The following is a 16,807-nucleotide window of genomic DNA, read 5'->3' as shown; positions in this document are numbered from 1 at the left end:
GCCCAAGTATTAGATCCACACTACGGCGAAATTTGCTTTAAAAAACCGGAGATTGCACGACCATATTCTGAAAATTCGGTGCGGTCGATATTGTTGTGCCCGATATCTGGAAGTTCCACGAATTGCTTAGGCACTCCGGTGTGTGAGGCTTGCGGCGCTCGCGCAAACAGCCGTTGTCCCAACACAAAGGGAACGACCTCATCGGCCGTCCCGTGCAAATGCAATAGGGGACAATTGACCTCGGGAACCACCGCCTGCGAATCGAAACGATCCAACAACAACCAGCGCACCGGCAACCAGGGATAGTGGTATCCAGCCGCATCCACCAATGAAGAAAACGTAGCTTGCAACACCAACGCCCGCGGTACCTCGCCGCTACGACATGCATGGGCGGCCAGTTGCGTCGCAACGCCCCCGCCCAACGATTCCCCGAATATGATCATCCGCTCCGGCGCAACTTGTTGCTCATCGGTCACATGCCGCCAAATGGCACGGGAATCGGCCAAGATCGCAGATTCACTCGGCGAACCATCGTTGTCGCCGTAACCACGATAATCGAAAATCAGCGTGTCAACACCCAGCGCTGAAAACAGCCGCAGCACATCGTCACGATTCCCGCGATGCCCTGCGTTTCCACAAAACACAATCACCACCGGCCGATCGCTTTGTAGCTGTTCGGAATATTCGGCGTGGCTAACACAGCTCTGAGCACCGGCGGGATGAAACCAGCCATGCAGTGCCGTTCCGTCATCGGCCGTGACGGTGACTTCATGCACTTGCGAGTCTGCAAACCCGCTGTCGACGGGAAGAATGTCGTCTACTTTTCGGGGATGGTAGATCAGCGATCTTTGAAAAACGGCTAACATGACAAGGAGCACCAGATAGATACGGACCGGCATCAGCCAGTGGGACCGCCACCAAGGTCGCCGACGCGGCGGCTTGACCGGCGTTGTGTCGTTGTTTGTCATCGCCTCTCCACGCGAGCATAGTTTCGTAGCGATTACTTGCAGTGCGGGTTGTTTCGCACTCTTGGCAGAATTCAGTATGCGGGAATCATAGCGAAAGTTATTGAGTCGAGGCTGCGTCATTTTCGCCCGGCCGATTTGGCACTCCGCCGCCATCGACTTCCAATTGGCGATCCCGCGCCCGTTGCACCAAGGGAGCCAGTTCTCGATTGTCTTGGTAGAGGGCAATGACCGATTTCCAGACCCCCTTAGCCTTGATGGTTTCGCCGTTGAGATAAAGGTTATCTGCCCGGTCTAAAGCGTCTCGAACCAACTCCACGCGGTTGTCGTTTGTGTCTCCACTTTCAATTTTCTTAATCTGCCGGTGCGATAAATTCACAAAGGGTCGTGCCGTTTCATCGTTCTCATCCAAAATTTTGACGATGCTTTGGTATCTCTCCAAGGCAGAGATACGGTCGCCGAATTGTTCGAATTCGTAGGCTCGCACATACAACCGTTCTGCTTCGCTCTTTGGTTCGGTGAGTCCAACTTTTGAACGCGTTAGAATACTTTCCTCAGCTTTGCGCATTTCGACTTCATCAATATACACGAGGACTTGGGGCGAGAATTCCTCATTAGGATACTCCTGGGCCAATGGTAGCAAGTAATCCTTGAGCGCTTTTCGTTGATCGACGCTCTCGCCGGTCTTCATCAACGCTTCGGCTTTGGCAAACATTTGCTTTGGGCTTTCAGGCCAAACCGCATACGTCACGACCAACAACAGCAGGGCCAATGCGCCGACTAGGAACCACGTTTTTTCAAAAATCGGTGTGTCCAACTGCGGCTTGCGTTTTTTCTTCTTTTTTCTCCGCAATAAATCCTTCGCCACCGCCGTATCGATATCGCCGCCGGCCACGGTCGCTTTTTCCGTCGCCTGATTTTCCAATATACTCGTCTGTTTAGCGACTTTTTCCCGGACCATTTCCAACTGTGTCGCCACGGCCAGTGCATCAAGCGGACGATTGTCGACCGGCTTGGCCAACAAGTCCTGCACGACAGATTCCAACCAGATCGGACAGTCCATGTTTTCCGCCCGCACCCGCGGGGGTTGTTCACTCAGATGCATGTGAAACAGCGTCGCCGGGTTGTCCGACATGAACGGCGGTTTGCCGGTCAGCATTTCAAACATCACGCAGCCCATCGCATACAAGTCGGTCTTGTGCGATATCGGTGGCTTGCCGCAAATCTGCTCAGGCGACATATAGGCGAATGTCCCCATCGTCTTGCCGGCGGCTGTCAGTTGGGTGGCATCGTTGGTTCGCGCCAAACCAAAATCGCCCAGCTTGAGCATTCCCTTTTTGGTGAGAAACAAATTCGCCGGTTTCAAATCGCGATGAACCACACCATGGTCGTGCGCGTGCTCCAAAGCGGCGCACAACTGCAGCGAATAATCGATCGTCTCTTCCCAGGTCAACCGGCCTTTTTTGCGGATCAAGTCCGCCATCGATCCGCCGTCGACGTATTCCATGGCATAGAATTTTTGCGCTCCTTTGCGACCGCCACCGAAACAGAGCACGATGTTTTTGTGCCGCATTTTCTGCAGCACCTTCAATTCCCGCTCGAACCGCTTCACCAACCGGATGTCTTCATTCAAATCGGCTGGCAAGAGTTTCAGCGCAACTTTCTTGCCGTTTTTGGTATAGATGGCGCTATACACAACGCCCATTCCGCCGGCGCCAATCTGTTTTTTCAGCTCAAACGGACCAAGCCGTGTCGGAACGCTTGCCATAGATATCTGTTTCCCTAAAACCCTCATCCACAGCGTGCCGACATGAAATGCCGCCGCTTGTGCTCAAATTCACACTAGAGCGGATTCGTGAAACGCCTCGGCAGTAACATCTTGTGCCAACAGCGTTTATGGATGTGCCGCCAGGAATGTTTCCTGCAAAAACACCCTGACGTTTTTTCACTAAACATTATGCTAACCGTGCAAACAAACTCTCGCTACTCCAATCAACAGAGATCGAACATTACCTCTCGCTTTTTTCTAGGGAAAAACACCAGCCGACAAGTCTGTGCGAACCTATTTGAAGCCGGAAATGTCCCCTAAACCACCAGACGGCTCGCGACCGCCATTTTCGATCCCCAGCAGCATTCTTGGCCGGAAACGGCCTAACAATCCGTTCTGCATCTCGCCATCGGTGACGGAACCGGTTAGAATGGGCATTGCTGATGATTGGAGGGGCGAAGCGCGTCGAACCACGATTTTTCCTATTCGGTCTCGACGTGCGCCGACTTTTCCGGCAACGGAGCAACACTGTTCCTGCTTGAAGAGGCGACGTAAATTCGTACTCCGGCGACCACGCCCAGCCAATTTTCTCCCATTTGTTGTTTTTGAATTACACACGCCTTTTTTAGTGAGTTGAGGAATTCCAGTGTCCCTCGCAGAAGAACGCCCCCAGACCCGCAGTACTCCCATCAATGGAGCGGACATTCTTGTCGACGCGTTGATTCGCCAGGGAGTAGAAGTGGTCTTCGCGTATCCCGGCGGGGCCAGCATGCCGATTCACCAAGCACTCACCACGCGGGCTGATGAGCTGCGGACAATTTTACCCCGACACGAACAAGGGGGAGCATTCGCAGCCGAAGGGTACGCCCGTAGCACCGGACAGGTGGGGGTTTGCGTCGCCACCAGCGGTCCCGGAGCCACGAATCTGGTCACCGGACTGGCCGATGCCAAGCTCGATAGCTGCCCGATCATCGCCATCACGGGACAGGTCCCCTGGTCGGTGATTGGTACCGATGCATTTCAGGAAACCCCCATCGTCGAAGTTTGCCGCGCGATTACCAAACACCACTACTTGGTGACCGATATCGCCGATCTGCCGCGGGTCGTCAAAGAGGCATTTCATGTCGCCACGACCGGTCGGCCGGGACCGGTGTTGATCGACATTCCTAAGAATGTCCAAAACACCACGCTGGACGAAGAGCCCGATTACGATCCGCCCATGCATCTGCCCGGCTATCGTCCGGAAATCCGCAATATCGCTCCGGAACAAATCAAGCAGGTTCTCGCCGCCATTCGTCGTTCCAAAAAACCGATTCTGTATGTCGGCGGCGGCACCATTCATTCGGGCGCTTCTGAACAACTCAAAGTCTTCGCCGAACGGACCGGCATTCCAGTCACGATGACGCTCATGGGGCTCAGCGCGTTTCCCGGCACGCACGAACAATCGATGCATATGCTGGGGATGCACGGTACCGAATACGCCAACTATGCCGTTGCCGATGCCGACCTGTTATTGGCATTCGGTGTTCGTTTCGACGACCGCGTGACGGGAAAACTGGAAGAGTTTGCCAAACACGGCAAAATCGTTCACGTCGAAATCGATCCGTCGGAAATTCACAAAAACAAAGAAGCGCATATCCCGATCAATGCGGACCTCAACGCCACGTTGATCGCCCTGAATGATGCGATGACCGACGACGACATTCCTGATATTTCCGTCTGGCAAAAGCAGTGTGCGGATTGGAAGAAAAACCATCCATTGCGTTATAAAGACGCCGGCGATTTCATCCTGCCACAATACGCCATCGAAGAACTGTGGCGGCAGACGCATGAAGATGATGCCTATATCGCGGTCGGAGTTGGACAGCACCAGATGTGGTCGGCACAATACTACAAGTTCGATCGCCCACGGCGCTGGTTGAGTAGCTCGGGACTGGGGTCGATGGGATTCGGATTGCCGGCGGCGATGGGCGTGCAAGCGGCACATCCCGGCAAGACTGTCGTCGACATCGATGGCGACGGCTCGTTCCAAATGAACATCCAGGAACTGGCGACGTTGCACTGCGAGAACCTGCCGGTGAAGATCTTGTTGCTCAACAATCAGCACCTGGGAATGGTGATGCAGTGGGAAGATCGGTTCCATTCCGGCAACCGCGCACATACATATCTCGGCCCGGTGCATCATCCCGAAGCGACCGGTAAGGGAGAAACCGAACGGGTCGACGACTCGTATCCCAACTTTGTCAAAATCGCCGAAGGTTACGGCGTCGCCAGCCGCCAAGTCCGCAGCAAAAAAGAATTCCCCGAAGCACTCGCCGAAATGCTAGCTGCTGAAGGCCCTTATTTGCTCGACGTGCTGTGTCCCTACCAGGAACATGTGCTGCCGATGATTCCCACAGGCCATTCTGTTGATGGCATGATCACCGAATGATCGTCGCGGGACAGCATGCTCGTCCCATTCACGCGGCAATCTGCCCGTCACAAGCCCCGGTTCCGCTGGGGTATTTTATTTGCCCATGCGCTGCTGTTTCCGCTGCACCGCATAATCTAGGTCCCCCGCTAGATGCCGGTTGTGATCCGCTAATCGTTTGCGGATCTGCTGTACGGTTTGCACCAGCGGCGCCGACAGCCGGTCGACGATTTCTTCGGGCCCGAATTTTTCGAGTTCTTTCAGTGACGATACGCCCAGAAACGTAAAGATCTGCCGGGCGTGGTAGTCCTCCTTGAAGACCTGATCCAGCGCCGCTTCGCCCGTAAATTTCGGCCGGCCGAGCGAGGCGGCGCGTTTGGCCTTTTTCTTAGCTGCTTTGCGTTTGCCAACCGGCTTTTTGGCAACCTTCTTTTTCTTGAACTTCCGAGCGGCCGCCTTTTTCTTCAACGGTTTCTTAGCGACGCTTTTACGTTTAGCCACCGGCTTCCGTGCGGCGGCCTTTTTCTTCGTCGCCTTACGTTTGGCCGCCTTTTTCCGCGTCTGCTTCTTTTTGGCCATGACAATCTCTCCGGAGAAGAATGCCCGACGCGCTCGGTGAAACTCTGCTCAACAACGGCGAGATTACTGAATCGATTCGATCATCTTGACGACCTCATCTTCGTTGTAATCCTCTTCGGGCATTTGCACGATAATTCTGACGCGGCCGCCATCAGCGGTATAAGTTCCTTCCACTTGCCGCATGTCCTGGTCTGACATTGATCCGTGGCCCTTCGTGAATTGAAATTCAACCGGCTCTCCCTGCACGGTCAACTCGCGCGATTCCGATTCCGAGCCTGTTAGCGGCTCAGGAAAATAATACTGGCCCATTGATTGCTGCTGATACATATCCTTGATTCCTGCGAATTGCTGGTCAAGTTGCATCTGCGCTTGTTCCTGTTCCAATTGCTGGTCCGGCATTTTCACCTGCATCAAAACCACACCGGCATTCTCGTCCCCATCGGCGAATACCGCCATCGCCATCGTGAGTCCCATCATCTCCACGTTCATGTTGATGGCTGCCTTCGGCTCATACTCTGCCGGGATATCGATCGTCGCGATCTGAGAAGCAACAGAACGGACCTCTTCGGGGGCCGCCTTGATCTCCGCTTTTTTGGCCATCGTATAGCCAAAGAACACGAATCCGCCGCAGCATAGAAGCGACAGCAAGCCACCACCAACCAAAACGCCGATCAATACCTTGACCCCGGTACTCATTCCCGGTTTCGCTGCGCGGCCGTCATCAATATCATCGTTGAAGCTGTCATTGGACATTGGTTATAACTCTCTGTACTAAAATTGGCGTTAGGTCAAATAAGCGGCTGTGCGGCCGGACGAGACGTATGAGTCTACAAAAAAATCCAGGCTGTGTATTCGCTAACAGAAAAAAATGGCGATTGGATCAAAAAAAATCTCGCCAGGCACTATTCGCTCAAACCTCGCAAATCTTGAATAACACGCACGTACAACGGCTCGTCATCAAAAAAAGCCACGAGTGAACGAGTCACTCGTGGCTTGATTGGTACTGACTAGCAAAGTGCGTCTTAGTACTCGCGACGGAGCAGTCCCGGCAACGGGATGGGGTATTTGCCGTTGCTGTCTGCCACCAACGGGGCTTCGCCTCCCAGAGCCAATTGATCGACAACCGGGGCGAATTCGTGATCGCCATTCAGGATTTGGTCGCGGGTAATAATTTTTCCGGTGTGCGCCGCCATCCGACCCATGGAGGTCACCAGCGATGCCTCGACACCCCGCTGCACTTCGTTGTAGGGCTTGTCGTTGCGAATCGCATCGATCAAATGGTCCCACTCCAGTTGATAGGGGCTTTTCTCCGGCTGCGGATAGGCCCAGACGAGGTTTTTCTCGTCCAGATTCCAACCCTTGTAGATGCGGCATTTCGCCGGCGAGTGTGAAGCTGTGGAAATCACCGCTGCCCCTTTGGTTCCGTGGGCATAGCTGGCGAATTCATGATGGCAACCGGGAATCGTCCGGCCGTTGAGCATCAACTTCGTTCCATCTTCGAAAGTATATTCCACCGAATAACTGTCGAAGTTTTGGTCGACATCATTGCCGCGATATTGCCGCCCCCCAGAAGCTTTGGCCTCGATGGGGAAGGCGTTCTTCATCCAGCAACATTCATCGATATTGTGAATCAAGAAGTCGCTAAAGGCGCCGCCACTGGCCCACAGAAACGCGTGGAAGTTGCGAATCTGGTATTCCAGTTCATTCGCGTCGGCCGGTTTGGGACCCACAGCAGCTGATCCGGTGGGGCCCGCCATGCGGTAGGCTCGCAACTCCAAGATCTCGCCGATTTCTCCCTGCTGGATTCGTTCGTGCAATTCAGCGCGTGCATCGCAGTGACGGCACATCAGACCAACACCAACTTTTAGATTGCGCTTTGCCGATTCTTCACCCAAGGCGAACATCTTCCGCGAAGTGGGGCCGTCGACCGTGACCGGCTTCTCCATGAAGACGTTCAGGCCTTTTTCGATGGCATAGGTGAATTGCACCCAACGAAATGCGGGAGGTGTAGCGAGGATCACGACGTCGCCCGGCTTCAAACAATCCATCGCCTGCTTGTACGCTTCAAAACCGATGAAACGACGTTCTTCCGGTACGTCGACTTTATTGGGTTGATCAGAAAATTTGGCTGCGAGGCCGTTGTAGCTATCTGACTGCCGATCCTCGAATACGTCGGCCATGGCGACCAACTTGATCGGTCCGTTTTTCACGGAAAGGGCATTGGCAGCCGCTCCCGTTCCCCGTCCGCCGCAACCCACTAACGCGACTTGAATCGTGTTGTCTTCCGAGGCGAATGCCCGTGGGGACATTCCGGCGACCAATGTCGACGCAGCTGCAACGCGGCCTGTGTTTTTCAAAAAGTTTCGCCGCGAAGTATCGGCGGTATTGGCATCGGTCATCGACAGGCCCTTTGCAAAAAGGAATTAGCGGTTACATCAACGAGTTCCGTTACGTTCAGCATACGCGGTTATTATGCGTTATTGCAAGAGTTGCGTTGGAAAATAGGCTGTAGTCAGTCGGCGATAAACCGCCTTAAAACCGGCAATATCGTTACGGTATTAACTAGAGAAGACGAGATTCCGCAAAGCAGTTTGAGAATCAACTCGCTTGAGGGGTGGCCACGATGGCGCAGACATCGGGTCGGGCGCAGCCCGCAAGAAGCCGCAATTACCGCGTCCAGAAATGAGCAGAGAACCGCTGGCGGGGACAGCTGAAACTGCTGCATCTTGTGCCGACGGCACACCGATTGCCGTTGGCAATCGCTGCCACCCGATGATTGTTTCCCTCCCTCACGCCTACTCAGCGTCGATACGGTAGAGCTGGCTGCGTGAACGGAGGAACAGGGAGTCGCCTGAAACCGCCGGAGAAGCCATAAAACCGTCCCCCAGTTTATTGACCGCCAATTGGCGATATTCGCGGGCCGCTTCGATGACTGTTGCTTTGCCGTCCTCATCGAAGAAATAAACTTTGCCGTCCGCATAAATCGGCGAAGCTGAGAAGTTCCCGCCCAGCCGTTTTCGCCAAATCCCCTCGCCCGTTTTCGCATCAATACAGGCGGCGATGCCCCCGTCGTCGACTACGAATAACAAATCACCCACCAACAACGGAGAGGCTCGTCGGGGGACCACTTGTTTGTATTCCCAGGCGATATGATCCTGCGGAAGTTCCCCGCTGCCGTTGGGATTGACGGCCCACAGTTTTCCGCCGGAGCCCATCGGCATATATACCAAACCGTGTCCTAGCGCCGGACGGCACGACCCCGAATGTACGCCGGGTGCATTCAGCCGCCAAAGCTCCTCTCCCGTTTCCGGATCATAGGCATACAGCGCTTTGGATCCCAAACTGATCAACATCGGCCGGCCATCGACGTCGGCGATCATCGGAGTCGAAAACGCTTTGCGGAAATCCCCGTCGCGTATCGGTTTGCCGGTCTTTTCTACGATGTCGTCGAAATCAACAGTGCGCTCGGTTTCCCAAACCGTATCGCCGGTCTGCTTGTCGAGCGCCACGACATATTGGCGGTCACTGCCATCAAAGTGCAAAATGAGCAGATTTTTATACAGAAACGGTGACGAGCCGGGACCGCGGAAATGATTGCAGACAAAATCATCCCGTTCCCAAATCACCTTACCCGTTTTCGTGTCGAGACACGCGTTGTAGGGCGAACCAAAACTGACGTAAACCCGTCCTTCTTCAATCACCGGCGAGGGAGATGCGTACGAATTAAAGGGATGGCAATACTGCGGTCCGGCGACAGCATACAGCATCTTATCGTGCACGATTTTTCCGGTTTTTTTATCGACACAAATTGCCCGCAGCCGGTTTCCCTCCAGCGGAGCAGAGGTCATCCAGATCTGGTCTCCCCAAATTACCGGTGTCGACCAAGCTTTGCCTTCGATCGGCGTTTGCCAAGTGATGTTTTTGTCTTCCCCCCAGGTCAACGGCAGGTTTTCGGCATCGGTCAAACCTTGTTCGGAGGGACCGCGATAATTGGGCCAATTTTCGCCGGCCCAACTCGTTACGCAGCACGCTGACGTCAGGCAGGCACACACAAGGACGTGTTTTACTGAAACCATATTCGGACTCCGCGGGTGGGGGATTCAGGAGAGGGCGCGTTGCGTCGGGTCAACATCACTGCATTCCATGTTGGCGACAGCGGGGGATTTTCGCAAGCGCGACGGACCGTTGATCGCCCGTATTATGGATCGCGAGTATTGCACGGCGGTCGTGGGAGTGTTACACAGTGACCGGGACGCCGGACACGATTCGGTACATTTTTTCACCTTGGAACGAACTTCACGAAGCCGCATGTCATTATTGAGCTTAAACCGCGTCTCCTTTGCCTTTGGCGGGCCGTTATTGCTGGACGAAGTCAACCTCGAGATCGAGCCGGGGGAGCGGATTGGTCTGTTGGGACGCAACGGCGCTGGCAAGTCCACGCTGATGAAACTACTGGCCGGTGAACTTGCCCCCGAAGATGGCGAACTGAACCGCGCCGGTGGGTTGAAGATCGCGCGGCTTATCCAAGAAGTCCCGCAAGGAGAGCAGGGGACCGTCACCGAAGTCGTCGCTGACGGATTCAATGACGACGTGGAGGAGTCGGGTGCGGCGAATCATCCGCCGGTCGAAGAATGGCAAATCGAACATTCCGTCGAAACCGTGCTCTCTCGTATGAAACTCAACGGCGAAGACCGGTTCGCGGCGCTCTCGTCCGGGATGAAACGCCGTGTGCTGTTGGCACGAGCCTTGGTCCGCGAGCCGAACATTTTGTTACTCGACGAACCGACAAACCACCTCGACATCGAAGCCATCTCCTGGCTAGAGGGCTTTCTCAAGAACTACAACGGCACGTTAATTGTCGTCACGCACGACCGGGTCTTCCTGCAGGCAATCGCTACTCGGATCATCGAAATCGACCGCGGACAACTCTTCGACTGGACCTGCGACTACGCCACTTTTCTGGACCGGAAACAAGCAGCGCTGGAAGCCGAGGAAAAACAAAACGCCGCCTTTGACCGTAAGTTGGCTCAGGAAGAAGTCTGGATTCGTCAAGGAATCAAAGCCCGCCGAACGCGCAACGAAGGACGCGTGCGAGCGCTGAAGAAACTGCGTGAAGAACGCAGTCAGCGTCGCAACCAAGTCGGCAACGTCCGCATGGAAGTCTCTGAAGCTGAGAAATCGGGACGGATGGTGATCGAGGCCAAAAACATCTCGTTCTCCTACGGCGACACACCGATCGTCGACGATTTCTCAACGCTGATCACGCGCGGCGACCGCATCGGCATCATCGGCCCCAACGGCGCCGGCAAGACGACATTGCTGAAACTCCTGCTAGGCGATTTGGAACCCCAGCAAGGTAGCCTGCGGCATGGCACGCGGTTGGAAGTCGCCTATTTTGACCAGTTGCGGGAAACGATCGAAGAAGACAAGACCGTCGCTGAAAATGTGGGCGAAGGTCAGGACAAACTGATGATCAATGGCCGCGAAAAACACATTTATGGATATCTGCAAGACTTCTTGTTCACCCCCGAACGCGCCCGCCGACCGGCACGATATCTCTCAGGCGGCGAACGCAATCGGCTGATGCTGGCCAAACTCTTCAAGCGGGCCGCCAACGTGCTGGTATTGGACGAACCGACGAACGACCTCGACACTGAAACGCTGGAACTGCTCGAAGAATTGATCGACAACTTCGGCGGCACACTGTTGATCGTCAGCCATGACCGCGCGTTTCTCAACAACGTCGTCACCGGCACGTTTGTCTTCGAAGGGGAAGGGCAAATCAAGGAGTACGCGGGAGGCTACGACGACTACATCCGCCAACGTGACCTGAACCTTGCCGCAGAACAGCCCGAAAAGCCGGCGAAAAAACAGGCCAAGAAAACCGAACGCACGCCGCAAAAAAAACTGACATTCAAAGAACAACGCGAATTGGCCGACTTGCCCGAAGAACTCGGCTGGTTAGAAAAACAAATCGCCGACCTGCACGATGCGATGGCCGATCCCGCCTTTTTCAAACAAGACAGCGCAGCAATCACCCAAGCCACCACCGAGTTGGAGTCACTAGAAAAGCAACTCGCCGAGACCTACGAACGCTGGGAATCACTCGAAGCCCGCGCGTAAATCACCCGCTTTGGGTGCCGCTGCTGGCTTGTCCAACAGTGCCATCAAAACAGTTAGTACGCCAGCGCATAGCCGTCGCGGCGAGGGTCGGCGGCTGCCATTCGTGCGCCCGACTCCGGATCGATCATGACCCCTTGCCCGCCACCGACCAACGGCGAGAAATCTCCGACCGGTTCCAGTGCGTGGTGTCGACGTGTGAGTTGATCGCGAACGGCACGGGGAATCCGCGTTTCAATTTGCATCCGCGTCCGCTCCCACACGCGAAACCGCGGTGCTTCGATTGCCGCTTGCAGATCGGCACCGAATTCGGCGACGTTTAAGAACATCTGCATCGTCGTCTGCAAAATCCCCCAGCTCCCCGGTGTCGCCACCGAAAACCAAAACCGACCGTCGCGAAACGCGTGCAGCGGCGCCATGCAACTCGACCAGCGTTTGCCGGGAGCAATCAAATTCGGAGTCGGACAAGCGGGATCGATTTCGCACCACCAGGCAAAATTGTTCAGAACAATTCCCGTACCGGGAATCATCACCCCGCTGCCAAAACCATTCCCCAACGACTGTGTAATACTGGCCACATTGCCCGCTTCGTCCACCGCCGCCATGTGCGTGGTCATGCCATTGATTCGCCCGGGACCGACGGTTGCCTCATCGCGGGGACCAAACCAACGTTCCCCTTCACTGTGTGAGGCCCACGTGCGGTTGATCAGGCTTCGACGCTCGGCGATGTAGTCGTCGCTCAGCAATCGCTCGAGCGGAATTTCACATAACTTGGGATCGCCGTTGTTTGCAATACGATCCGCTACAGCCAGTTTGATTGCTTCGCTGACCAGCTGAATGTAATCGGCCGAATTGTGCCCCATTTCGCCTAAGTCGAACGACTCCAACATGCGCAGTTGCTGCAGGATCTGAAAGCCTTCATTATTCGGCGGACAGGTCTTCACCTGCGTGCCGCGATAATCGACCCCAATTGGTGATTCCCACTCCGGACGATAGTTCGCCAGATCCTCACGGCTGAGCAGGCCGTCTTGCGATTGAATATGCTCGGCGATCTTGCCAGCCAATTCGCCTCGATAAAAGGTCTCCGCTCCTTCGTCGACGATCTGCCGGTAGCTGTTCGCCAAGTCGGGTTGTTTGAGCACCGCGCCGATACGATGCGGTACCGTCGCAAAAACCCGTTGCCCCGTGTCGTTGAGTCGTGGTGTGCAAATCTTCAAAAAGTGCACGTTCGTCGGATGCAGCGGAAACCCATCCTCGGCATGACGTATCGCCGCGGCAAAGATGTCGCTGCGTTTTAAAGTCCCCTCACGTTCGACCGCTTCCAGCCAACCAGCAAGGTTGCCGGGAATCAAACAAGCCCGCGGACCACACTCATGTGATTCCGGAGTGAATTGATCGGGCGTGCCGGCGGCTGGTGTATTGCCGCTAAAATTCAACACCCGCGTCGTGCCGTCGGCTTTGTGTAACAGTAGAAACCCAACGCCACCCGGTCCGCTCATGTACGGCTCGACGACAGCCAGCGTCGCAGCAGTCGCGGCAATCGCATCGACCGCGTTTCCGCCGCTGCGAAGAACATCCAACCCCGCTTGCGAGGCCAAGGGGTGCGCCGAGGCGACGGCGCCGTGCAAACCGCTGATCGTGGGACGCGTGCGCGCCCATTTGTCGGCATGGGACATCTGGATGCGTTTTTCGTCAAGAGCGAATCAAAACAAAACAGCGTTATGCGGCGCAGCTTATTCTTTTTTCAGCGGATGCAATTCGATTTTGCGAAAGAAGATCTCGGCGCCTTCGGATTGGAACATCAGCTTGCCGGATTCCGGTTCCGCCATCTCGCCATAGTTAACGACGGTCCCGTTCACAATATTGGTGATCTTCCCACCGTCGCAAATGCATTCCAACCGAGTCCATTTTTGACCCGGGCTGTCTTTGTCTTGCTCAAAACGAATCCCCAATTCGTCTTTCCAATCAGGGTCGCGCCCGAACCAATTGATGCGTCCACTGGTGAAAGCCTGCTTCTCGCCGCCTTTTTTCCAAACGGCTTCGCCGTCACGGTCTTTGACGAACTCGCAGGTCAGTTTGGGGACACGTTTGGTCCCGTCGTTGTCGGTTCCTCCCAACACGAGAAAATCGCCGACGCCCCCTTCGATGATCTGGCACTCGATACCCGCCATCCAGGGTGAGTTTCCACCACCCTCGTTGTAATTGCCATCGTCGCCGTTGCAGTGCAACAGGACGCCGCTGTCCTTTGCTGCCATTTTCCGTTGGCCCCAGGTCAGCTCACCCCAGCGGTACTCGACCACCAAGTGGTAATTGGTATATTTATCCTTCGTCACAATTCCGCCAAACCCGTCTCCTGAAGCGCGGATCACCGGCGTTCCATCGGCTTCTTTGGTTACGGTGAAGACCTTGCGAGGATCTTCACGTTTCGTATCCTGCAACCAGGTATAAAAATTCGTCAGATCCTTGCCGTTAAACAGCACGATCGGAGCATCCGTCGGCGTGATGACCTTTTCGGCCTCCTCTGCGCCGGCGGCGATTCGCACCGAAAAGCAAAGTGCGAGCAACGTACAAATCCAACAAGCCAATGTGTGTTTTTTCATGGTGATCGTTCTTTAGCGGGCGCTGTGTCTTTATATCTTCCACAGAGCGTTTCACAGAAAAACCGTCAACAACACATTCAGCGTAACAAGTCGCAAGTTCCGATGCCAGATACCGGGCACTCCCGGCCATGGTTTCTGGTCTCCGACTGCGGTATATGTAGAGCCTGCGATAAGTCAACATCCTCGCGTAACGTAACCGGGGAGGCAACCGAAATCAGCAGAGAATGTGCGAAACGTTTGTACCGCTTTCGCAGGCAAAGGGTGAAACAAATGGCTCGCCACTCATTCCGATTGCCGGTTTCAACCACCGCACAAATCGTTGTCCTCACAGCTACTTTACTCGCATGCTCGCAACAGGTCGCCATGACTGAAGAACAAAAAATCCCCGTCGACAAAGCACTGTTAAATCAAATCGTGACCGCCGTCAAACAAGGCGACGACACCTATGCCGCCATGGCCGAACTGGAAGCCGCTGGTGAACCAGCTGTAGTGGCCGAGCATTACTCGCAACTGCTCCGCCAATTCTATTTTCAGGAGAAGAACGTCCCGCAAATGGTTATGTTCGGTCGCGGCGGAATTGGATATGCGCTCTCGCAAGCAAAGCAACTCGAAACCACTAATCCGAAATCCGCAGAACAACTTCGCGGCATAGCCAAGACGATCGCTTATAACCTGGGCGTGAACTGCTGGCCCGGTTGGCGGGACGAGGGGATTACGATCACCGCATCGGATCGGGCGGCAGGCTACGATGCTGCGTTATTGAACCTTCGCTTGGCCCGTGAATTAAAACGGGACGCCGAAATACTGGGCCATGCTCATTGGCTCGTCGGCGCGCATCATCTGGCAGCCCATCGACATGCCGACGCGATTGCGGAATTCAACAAATCTTCCGTAGAATTTACGAAGGCGAACAAGACCGATTATCAATTCATGGCCGCCGGGTACACCGCGCTCGCAGATCAACTCTCGCCGAACGCAGCAGCCGACGCCAAACAAAAATACGAAGCCGCCCTCGCCGCCCTAAAATCCCGCAACACGGAGGACGCGAAATTCTTCGCCGAACAAATCAAAACAGCGGCCGAGGTATTTGCCGAGCCATAGCCTCTCCTCTCAATCAAACTTTCTGCACCCGCTGCCGAAGGGAACTCATGCACTTACGAATCTCACTCGCCACGCTCCTATTCTTGATCGCGTTTTGCACCGCACCCGAAATGTCGCGCACCACGCTGCGGGCTGCGGATAGCGAAACGGCACAAAATGCCACCACGCTCTTTGAACTGGGCGAAGGAAAAGAGAGCGAATTTGGTTTTCGTATTCCTGCATTGGCACGGACCAATTCGGGAACCTTGCTGGCGTTTGCCGAACGGCGCCTTGGTTTGCACGACCATGCCGAAAACGATATCGTGCTGCGCCGCAGTCTCGACGGCGGTCGCAGTTGGCAGCCGTTGCAAATCGTTGCCGAAGCGGGGGGCGATTCGCTGAATGATCCTTGCGTTGTTGTGCTGGACAGTGGACGTATTCTTCTACGGTACACGCATTTCCCCAAAGGCGTGCATGCCCGCACGACCAAACACACCGTCATCGCCGAGCCGGGATACGGGGGCCCGAAAAACGTGTCCCTGTTTTTGACACATTCTGATGATGACGGCGCCACTTGGTCGAAACCGCGCAACGTCACGCGAGACATGCGGCGAAAAACGGCGATCTCCGTCGGCAGCCCCGGCGCCGCTTTGCAACTGACCCGCGGCCCGCATCAGGGGCGCATCGTGTTCCCCAATTACGAAGTCTACCATCTGGGCGGCGACAAGCGAAAATCGGCGAATAGCGTTTCGTATAGCGACGATGGCGGCGCCAGTTGGAAACTCTCAGGTACGATTGCCGAACCGGGACCAAAGGGATTTGGAAATGAAGCCCAGTTGGCCGAACTGGCCGGCGGCGGCATCCTCCTATCGGCCCGTGATCAAGAAGGCGGAACCGTTCGGAAGCTCTCCGTGAGCAGCGACGGCGGAGCAACCTGGTCGCCGCATCGATTGGCTACCGATCTACTGACCCCGCAATGCATGTCCAGCGTCATGCGCTATACCTGGCCCAACGACCAGCAAACGGGTGTGCTCTTGCACACCTTGCCGCACACCAAGGACAAACGTGCCAACGGCACGATCATGATCAGCCGCGACGAAGGCCAATCCTGGAAACCGGCCCGCGTAATCGTCCCAGCCGGTTTCGAATACAGTTGTTTAATCCGCTTTCCCGACGGCGACATCGGCTGCCTGTATGAAACAGACCACTGCCGCTCAATCGATTTCCAACGTCTGAAAGCAAAGACAATCTTCGGCGACCAATAACTCTATTGGACGTGGCCACG

Annotated in this window: 12 protein-coding genes; 4 read left to right on the top strand and 8 right to left on the bottom strand. The window is 55.2% G+C overall.

Translation table 11 applies throughout. The features are described from left to right. Nucleotides 1-20: 20 nt before the first annotated feature. Both CA54_RS13405 and CA54_RS13400 read right to left on the bottom strand, forming a co-directional pair. Nucleotides 21-968: an alpha/beta hydrolase gene (locus CA54_RS13405; RefSeq protein ID WP_197532438.1), complete on the bottom strand. Its 948-nt coding sequence runs from the start codon at nucleotides 966-968 to the stop codon at nucleotides 21-23. Between the two features lie 97 nt (nucleotides 969-1,065). After that, entirely contained in the window at nucleotides 1,066-2,733 is a 1,668-nt protein-coding gene (locus CA54_RS13400) for a serine/threonine protein kinase (protein WP_197532437.1), read from the bottom strand. Between the two features lie 646 nt (nucleotides 2,734-3,379). On the opposite strand from CA54_RS13400, the gene ilvB reads away from it, so the two are divergent. Beyond that, nucleotides 3,380-5,164, top strand: a complete 1,785-nt coding sequence (gene ilvB / locus CA54_RS13395) for a biosynthetic-type acetolactate synthase large subunit (protein ID WP_146371243.1) — start codon at nucleotides 3,380-3,382, stop codon at nucleotides 5,162-5,164. Between the two features lie 75 nt (nucleotides 5,165-5,239). Here ilvB and CA54_RS13390 read toward each other — a convergent pair whose 3' ends face one another. The 4 genes from CA54_RS13390 to CA54_RS13375 form a co-directional block, all read right to left on the bottom strand. Continuing rightward, nucleotides 5,240-5,722 carry a hypothetical protein gene (locus CA54_RS13390; protein ID WP_146371242.1) on the bottom strand — a complete coding sequence of 161 codons (483 nt, stop codon included), beginning with the start codon at nucleotides 5,720-5,722 and terminating at the stop codon, nucleotides 5,240-5,242. 63 nt (nucleotides 5,723-5,785) lie between these two features. Next, nucleotides 5,786-6,475: a hypothetical protein gene (locus CA54_RS13385; RefSeq protein ID WP_146371241.1), complete on the bottom strand. Its 690-nt coding sequence runs from the start codon at nucleotides 6,473-6,475 to the stop codon at nucleotides 5,786-5,788. 269 nt (nucleotides 6,476-6,744) lie between these two features. After that, the gene (locus tag CA54_RS13380) at nucleotides 6,745-8,121 is read right to left on the bottom strand and encodes a Gfo/Idh/MocA family protein (RefSeq protein WP_146371240.1); all 1,377 of its coding nucleotides are present in this window, start codon (nucleotides 8,119-8,121) and stop codon (nucleotides 6,745-6,747) included. A 396-nt stretch (nucleotides 8,122-8,517) separates the two neighbouring features. After that, complete coding sequence (locus CA54_RS13375) at nucleotides 8,518-9,798, bottom strand: PQQ-binding-like beta-propeller repeat protein (RefSeq protein WP_146371239.1); 1,281 nt, start codon at nucleotides 9,796-9,798, stop codon at nucleotides 8,518-8,520. A gap of 232 nt (nucleotides 9,799-10,030) precedes the next feature. On the opposite strand from CA54_RS13375, the gene CA54_RS13370 reads away from it, so the two are divergent. Then, nucleotides 10,031-11,845 carry an ATP-binding cassette domain-containing protein gene (locus tag CA54_RS13370; protein WP_146372381.1) on the top strand — a complete coding sequence of 605 codons (1,815 nt, stop codon included), beginning with the start codon at nucleotides 10,031-10,033 and terminating at the stop codon, nucleotides 11,843-11,845. 53 nt (nucleotides 11,846-11,898) lie between these two features. Here the strand turns inward: CA54_RS13370 and ggt are convergent, their stop codons facing one another. Then, the gene (gene ggt, locus CA54_RS13365; protein WP_146371238.1) at nucleotides 11,899-13,518 is read right to left on the bottom strand and encodes a gamma-glutamyltransferase; all 1,620 of its coding nucleotides are present in this window, start codon (nucleotides 13,516-13,518) and stop codon (nucleotides 11,899-11,901) included. Between the two features lie 57 nt (nucleotides 13,519-13,575). Further along, nucleotides 13,576-14,442 (bottom strand): 3-keto-disaccharide hydrolase, encoded by an 867-nt coding sequence (locus tag CA54_RS13360; protein WP_146371237.1) that lies wholly within the window; start codon nucleotides 14,440-14,442, stop codon nucleotides 13,576-13,578. Between the two features lie 270 nt (nucleotides 14,443-14,712). On the opposite strand from CA54_RS13360, the gene CA54_RS13355 reads away from it, so the two are divergent. Continuing rightward, entirely contained in the window at nucleotides 14,713-15,543 is an 831-nt protein-coding gene (locus CA54_RS13355) for a hypothetical protein (RefSeq protein ID WP_146371236.1), read from the top strand. A gap of 47 nt (nucleotides 15,544-15,590) precedes the next feature. Then, complete coding sequence (locus tag CA54_RS13350) at nucleotides 15,591-16,787, top strand: sialidase family protein (RefSeq protein WP_146371235.1); 1,197 nt, start codon at nucleotides 15,591-15,593, stop codon at nucleotides 16,785-16,787. Nucleotides 16,788-16,807: the final 20 nt, after the last annotated feature.

It is taken from the genome of Symmachiella macrocystis (assembly GCF_007860075.1).
Taxonomy (GTDB): domain Bacteria; phylum Planctomycetota; class Planctomycetia; order Planctomycetales; family Planctomycetaceae; genus Symmachiella; species Symmachiella macrocystis.
Note: the sequence above shows the minus strand (reverse complement) of the source record. Positions and strands in the feature narration are given on the sequence as shown.

What these genes read in the sequence shown, in the direction of transcription:
- CA54_RS13380 (WP_146371240.1), bottom strand. Translation starts at nt 8,121, where the DNA reads ATGACCGATGCCAATACCGCCGATACTTCGCGGCGAAACTTTTTGAAA.
- CA54_RS13360 (WP_146371237.1), bottom strand. Translation starts at nt 14,442, where the DNA reads ATGAAAAAACACACATTGGCTTGTTGGATTTGTACGTTGCTCGCACTT.
- CA54_RS13390 (WP_146371242.1), bottom strand. Translation starts at nt 5,722, where the DNA reads ATGGCCAAAAAGAAGCAGACGCGGAAAAAGGCGGCCAAACGTAAGGCG.
- CA54_RS13375 (WP_146371239.1), bottom strand. Translation starts at nt 9,798, where the DNA reads ATGGTTTCAGTAAAACACGTCCTTGTGTGTGCCTGCCTGACGTCAGCG.
- CA54_RS13405 (WP_197532438.1), bottom strand. Translation starts at nt 968, where the DNA reads ATGACAAACAACGACACAACGCCGGTCAAGCCGCCGCGTCGGCGACCT.
- CA54_RS13355 (WP_146371236.1), top strand. Translation starts at nt 14,713, where the DNA reads ATGGCTCGCCACTCATTCCGATTGCCGGTTTCAACCACCGCACAAATC.
- CA54_RS13400 (WP_197532437.1), bottom strand. Translation starts at nt 2,733, where the DNA reads ATGGCAAGCGTTCCGACACGGCTTGGTCCGTTTGAGCTGAAAAAACAG.
- ggt (WP_146371238.1), bottom strand. Translation starts at nt 13,518, where the DNA reads ATGTCCCATGCCGACAAATGGGCGCGCACGCGTCCCACGATCAGCGGT.
- CA54_RS13350 (WP_146371235.1), top strand. Translation starts at nt 15,591, where the DNA reads ATGCACTTACGAATCTCACTCGCCACGCTCCTATTCTTGATCGCGTTT.
- CA54_RS13370 (WP_146372381.1), top strand. Translation starts at nt 10,031, where the DNA reads ATGTCATTATTGAGCTTAAACCGCGTCTCCTTTGCCTTTGGCGGGCCG.
- CA54_RS13385 (WP_146371241.1), bottom strand. Translation starts at nt 6,475, where the DNA reads ATGTCCAATGACAGCTTCAACGATGATATTGATGACGGCCGCGCAGCG.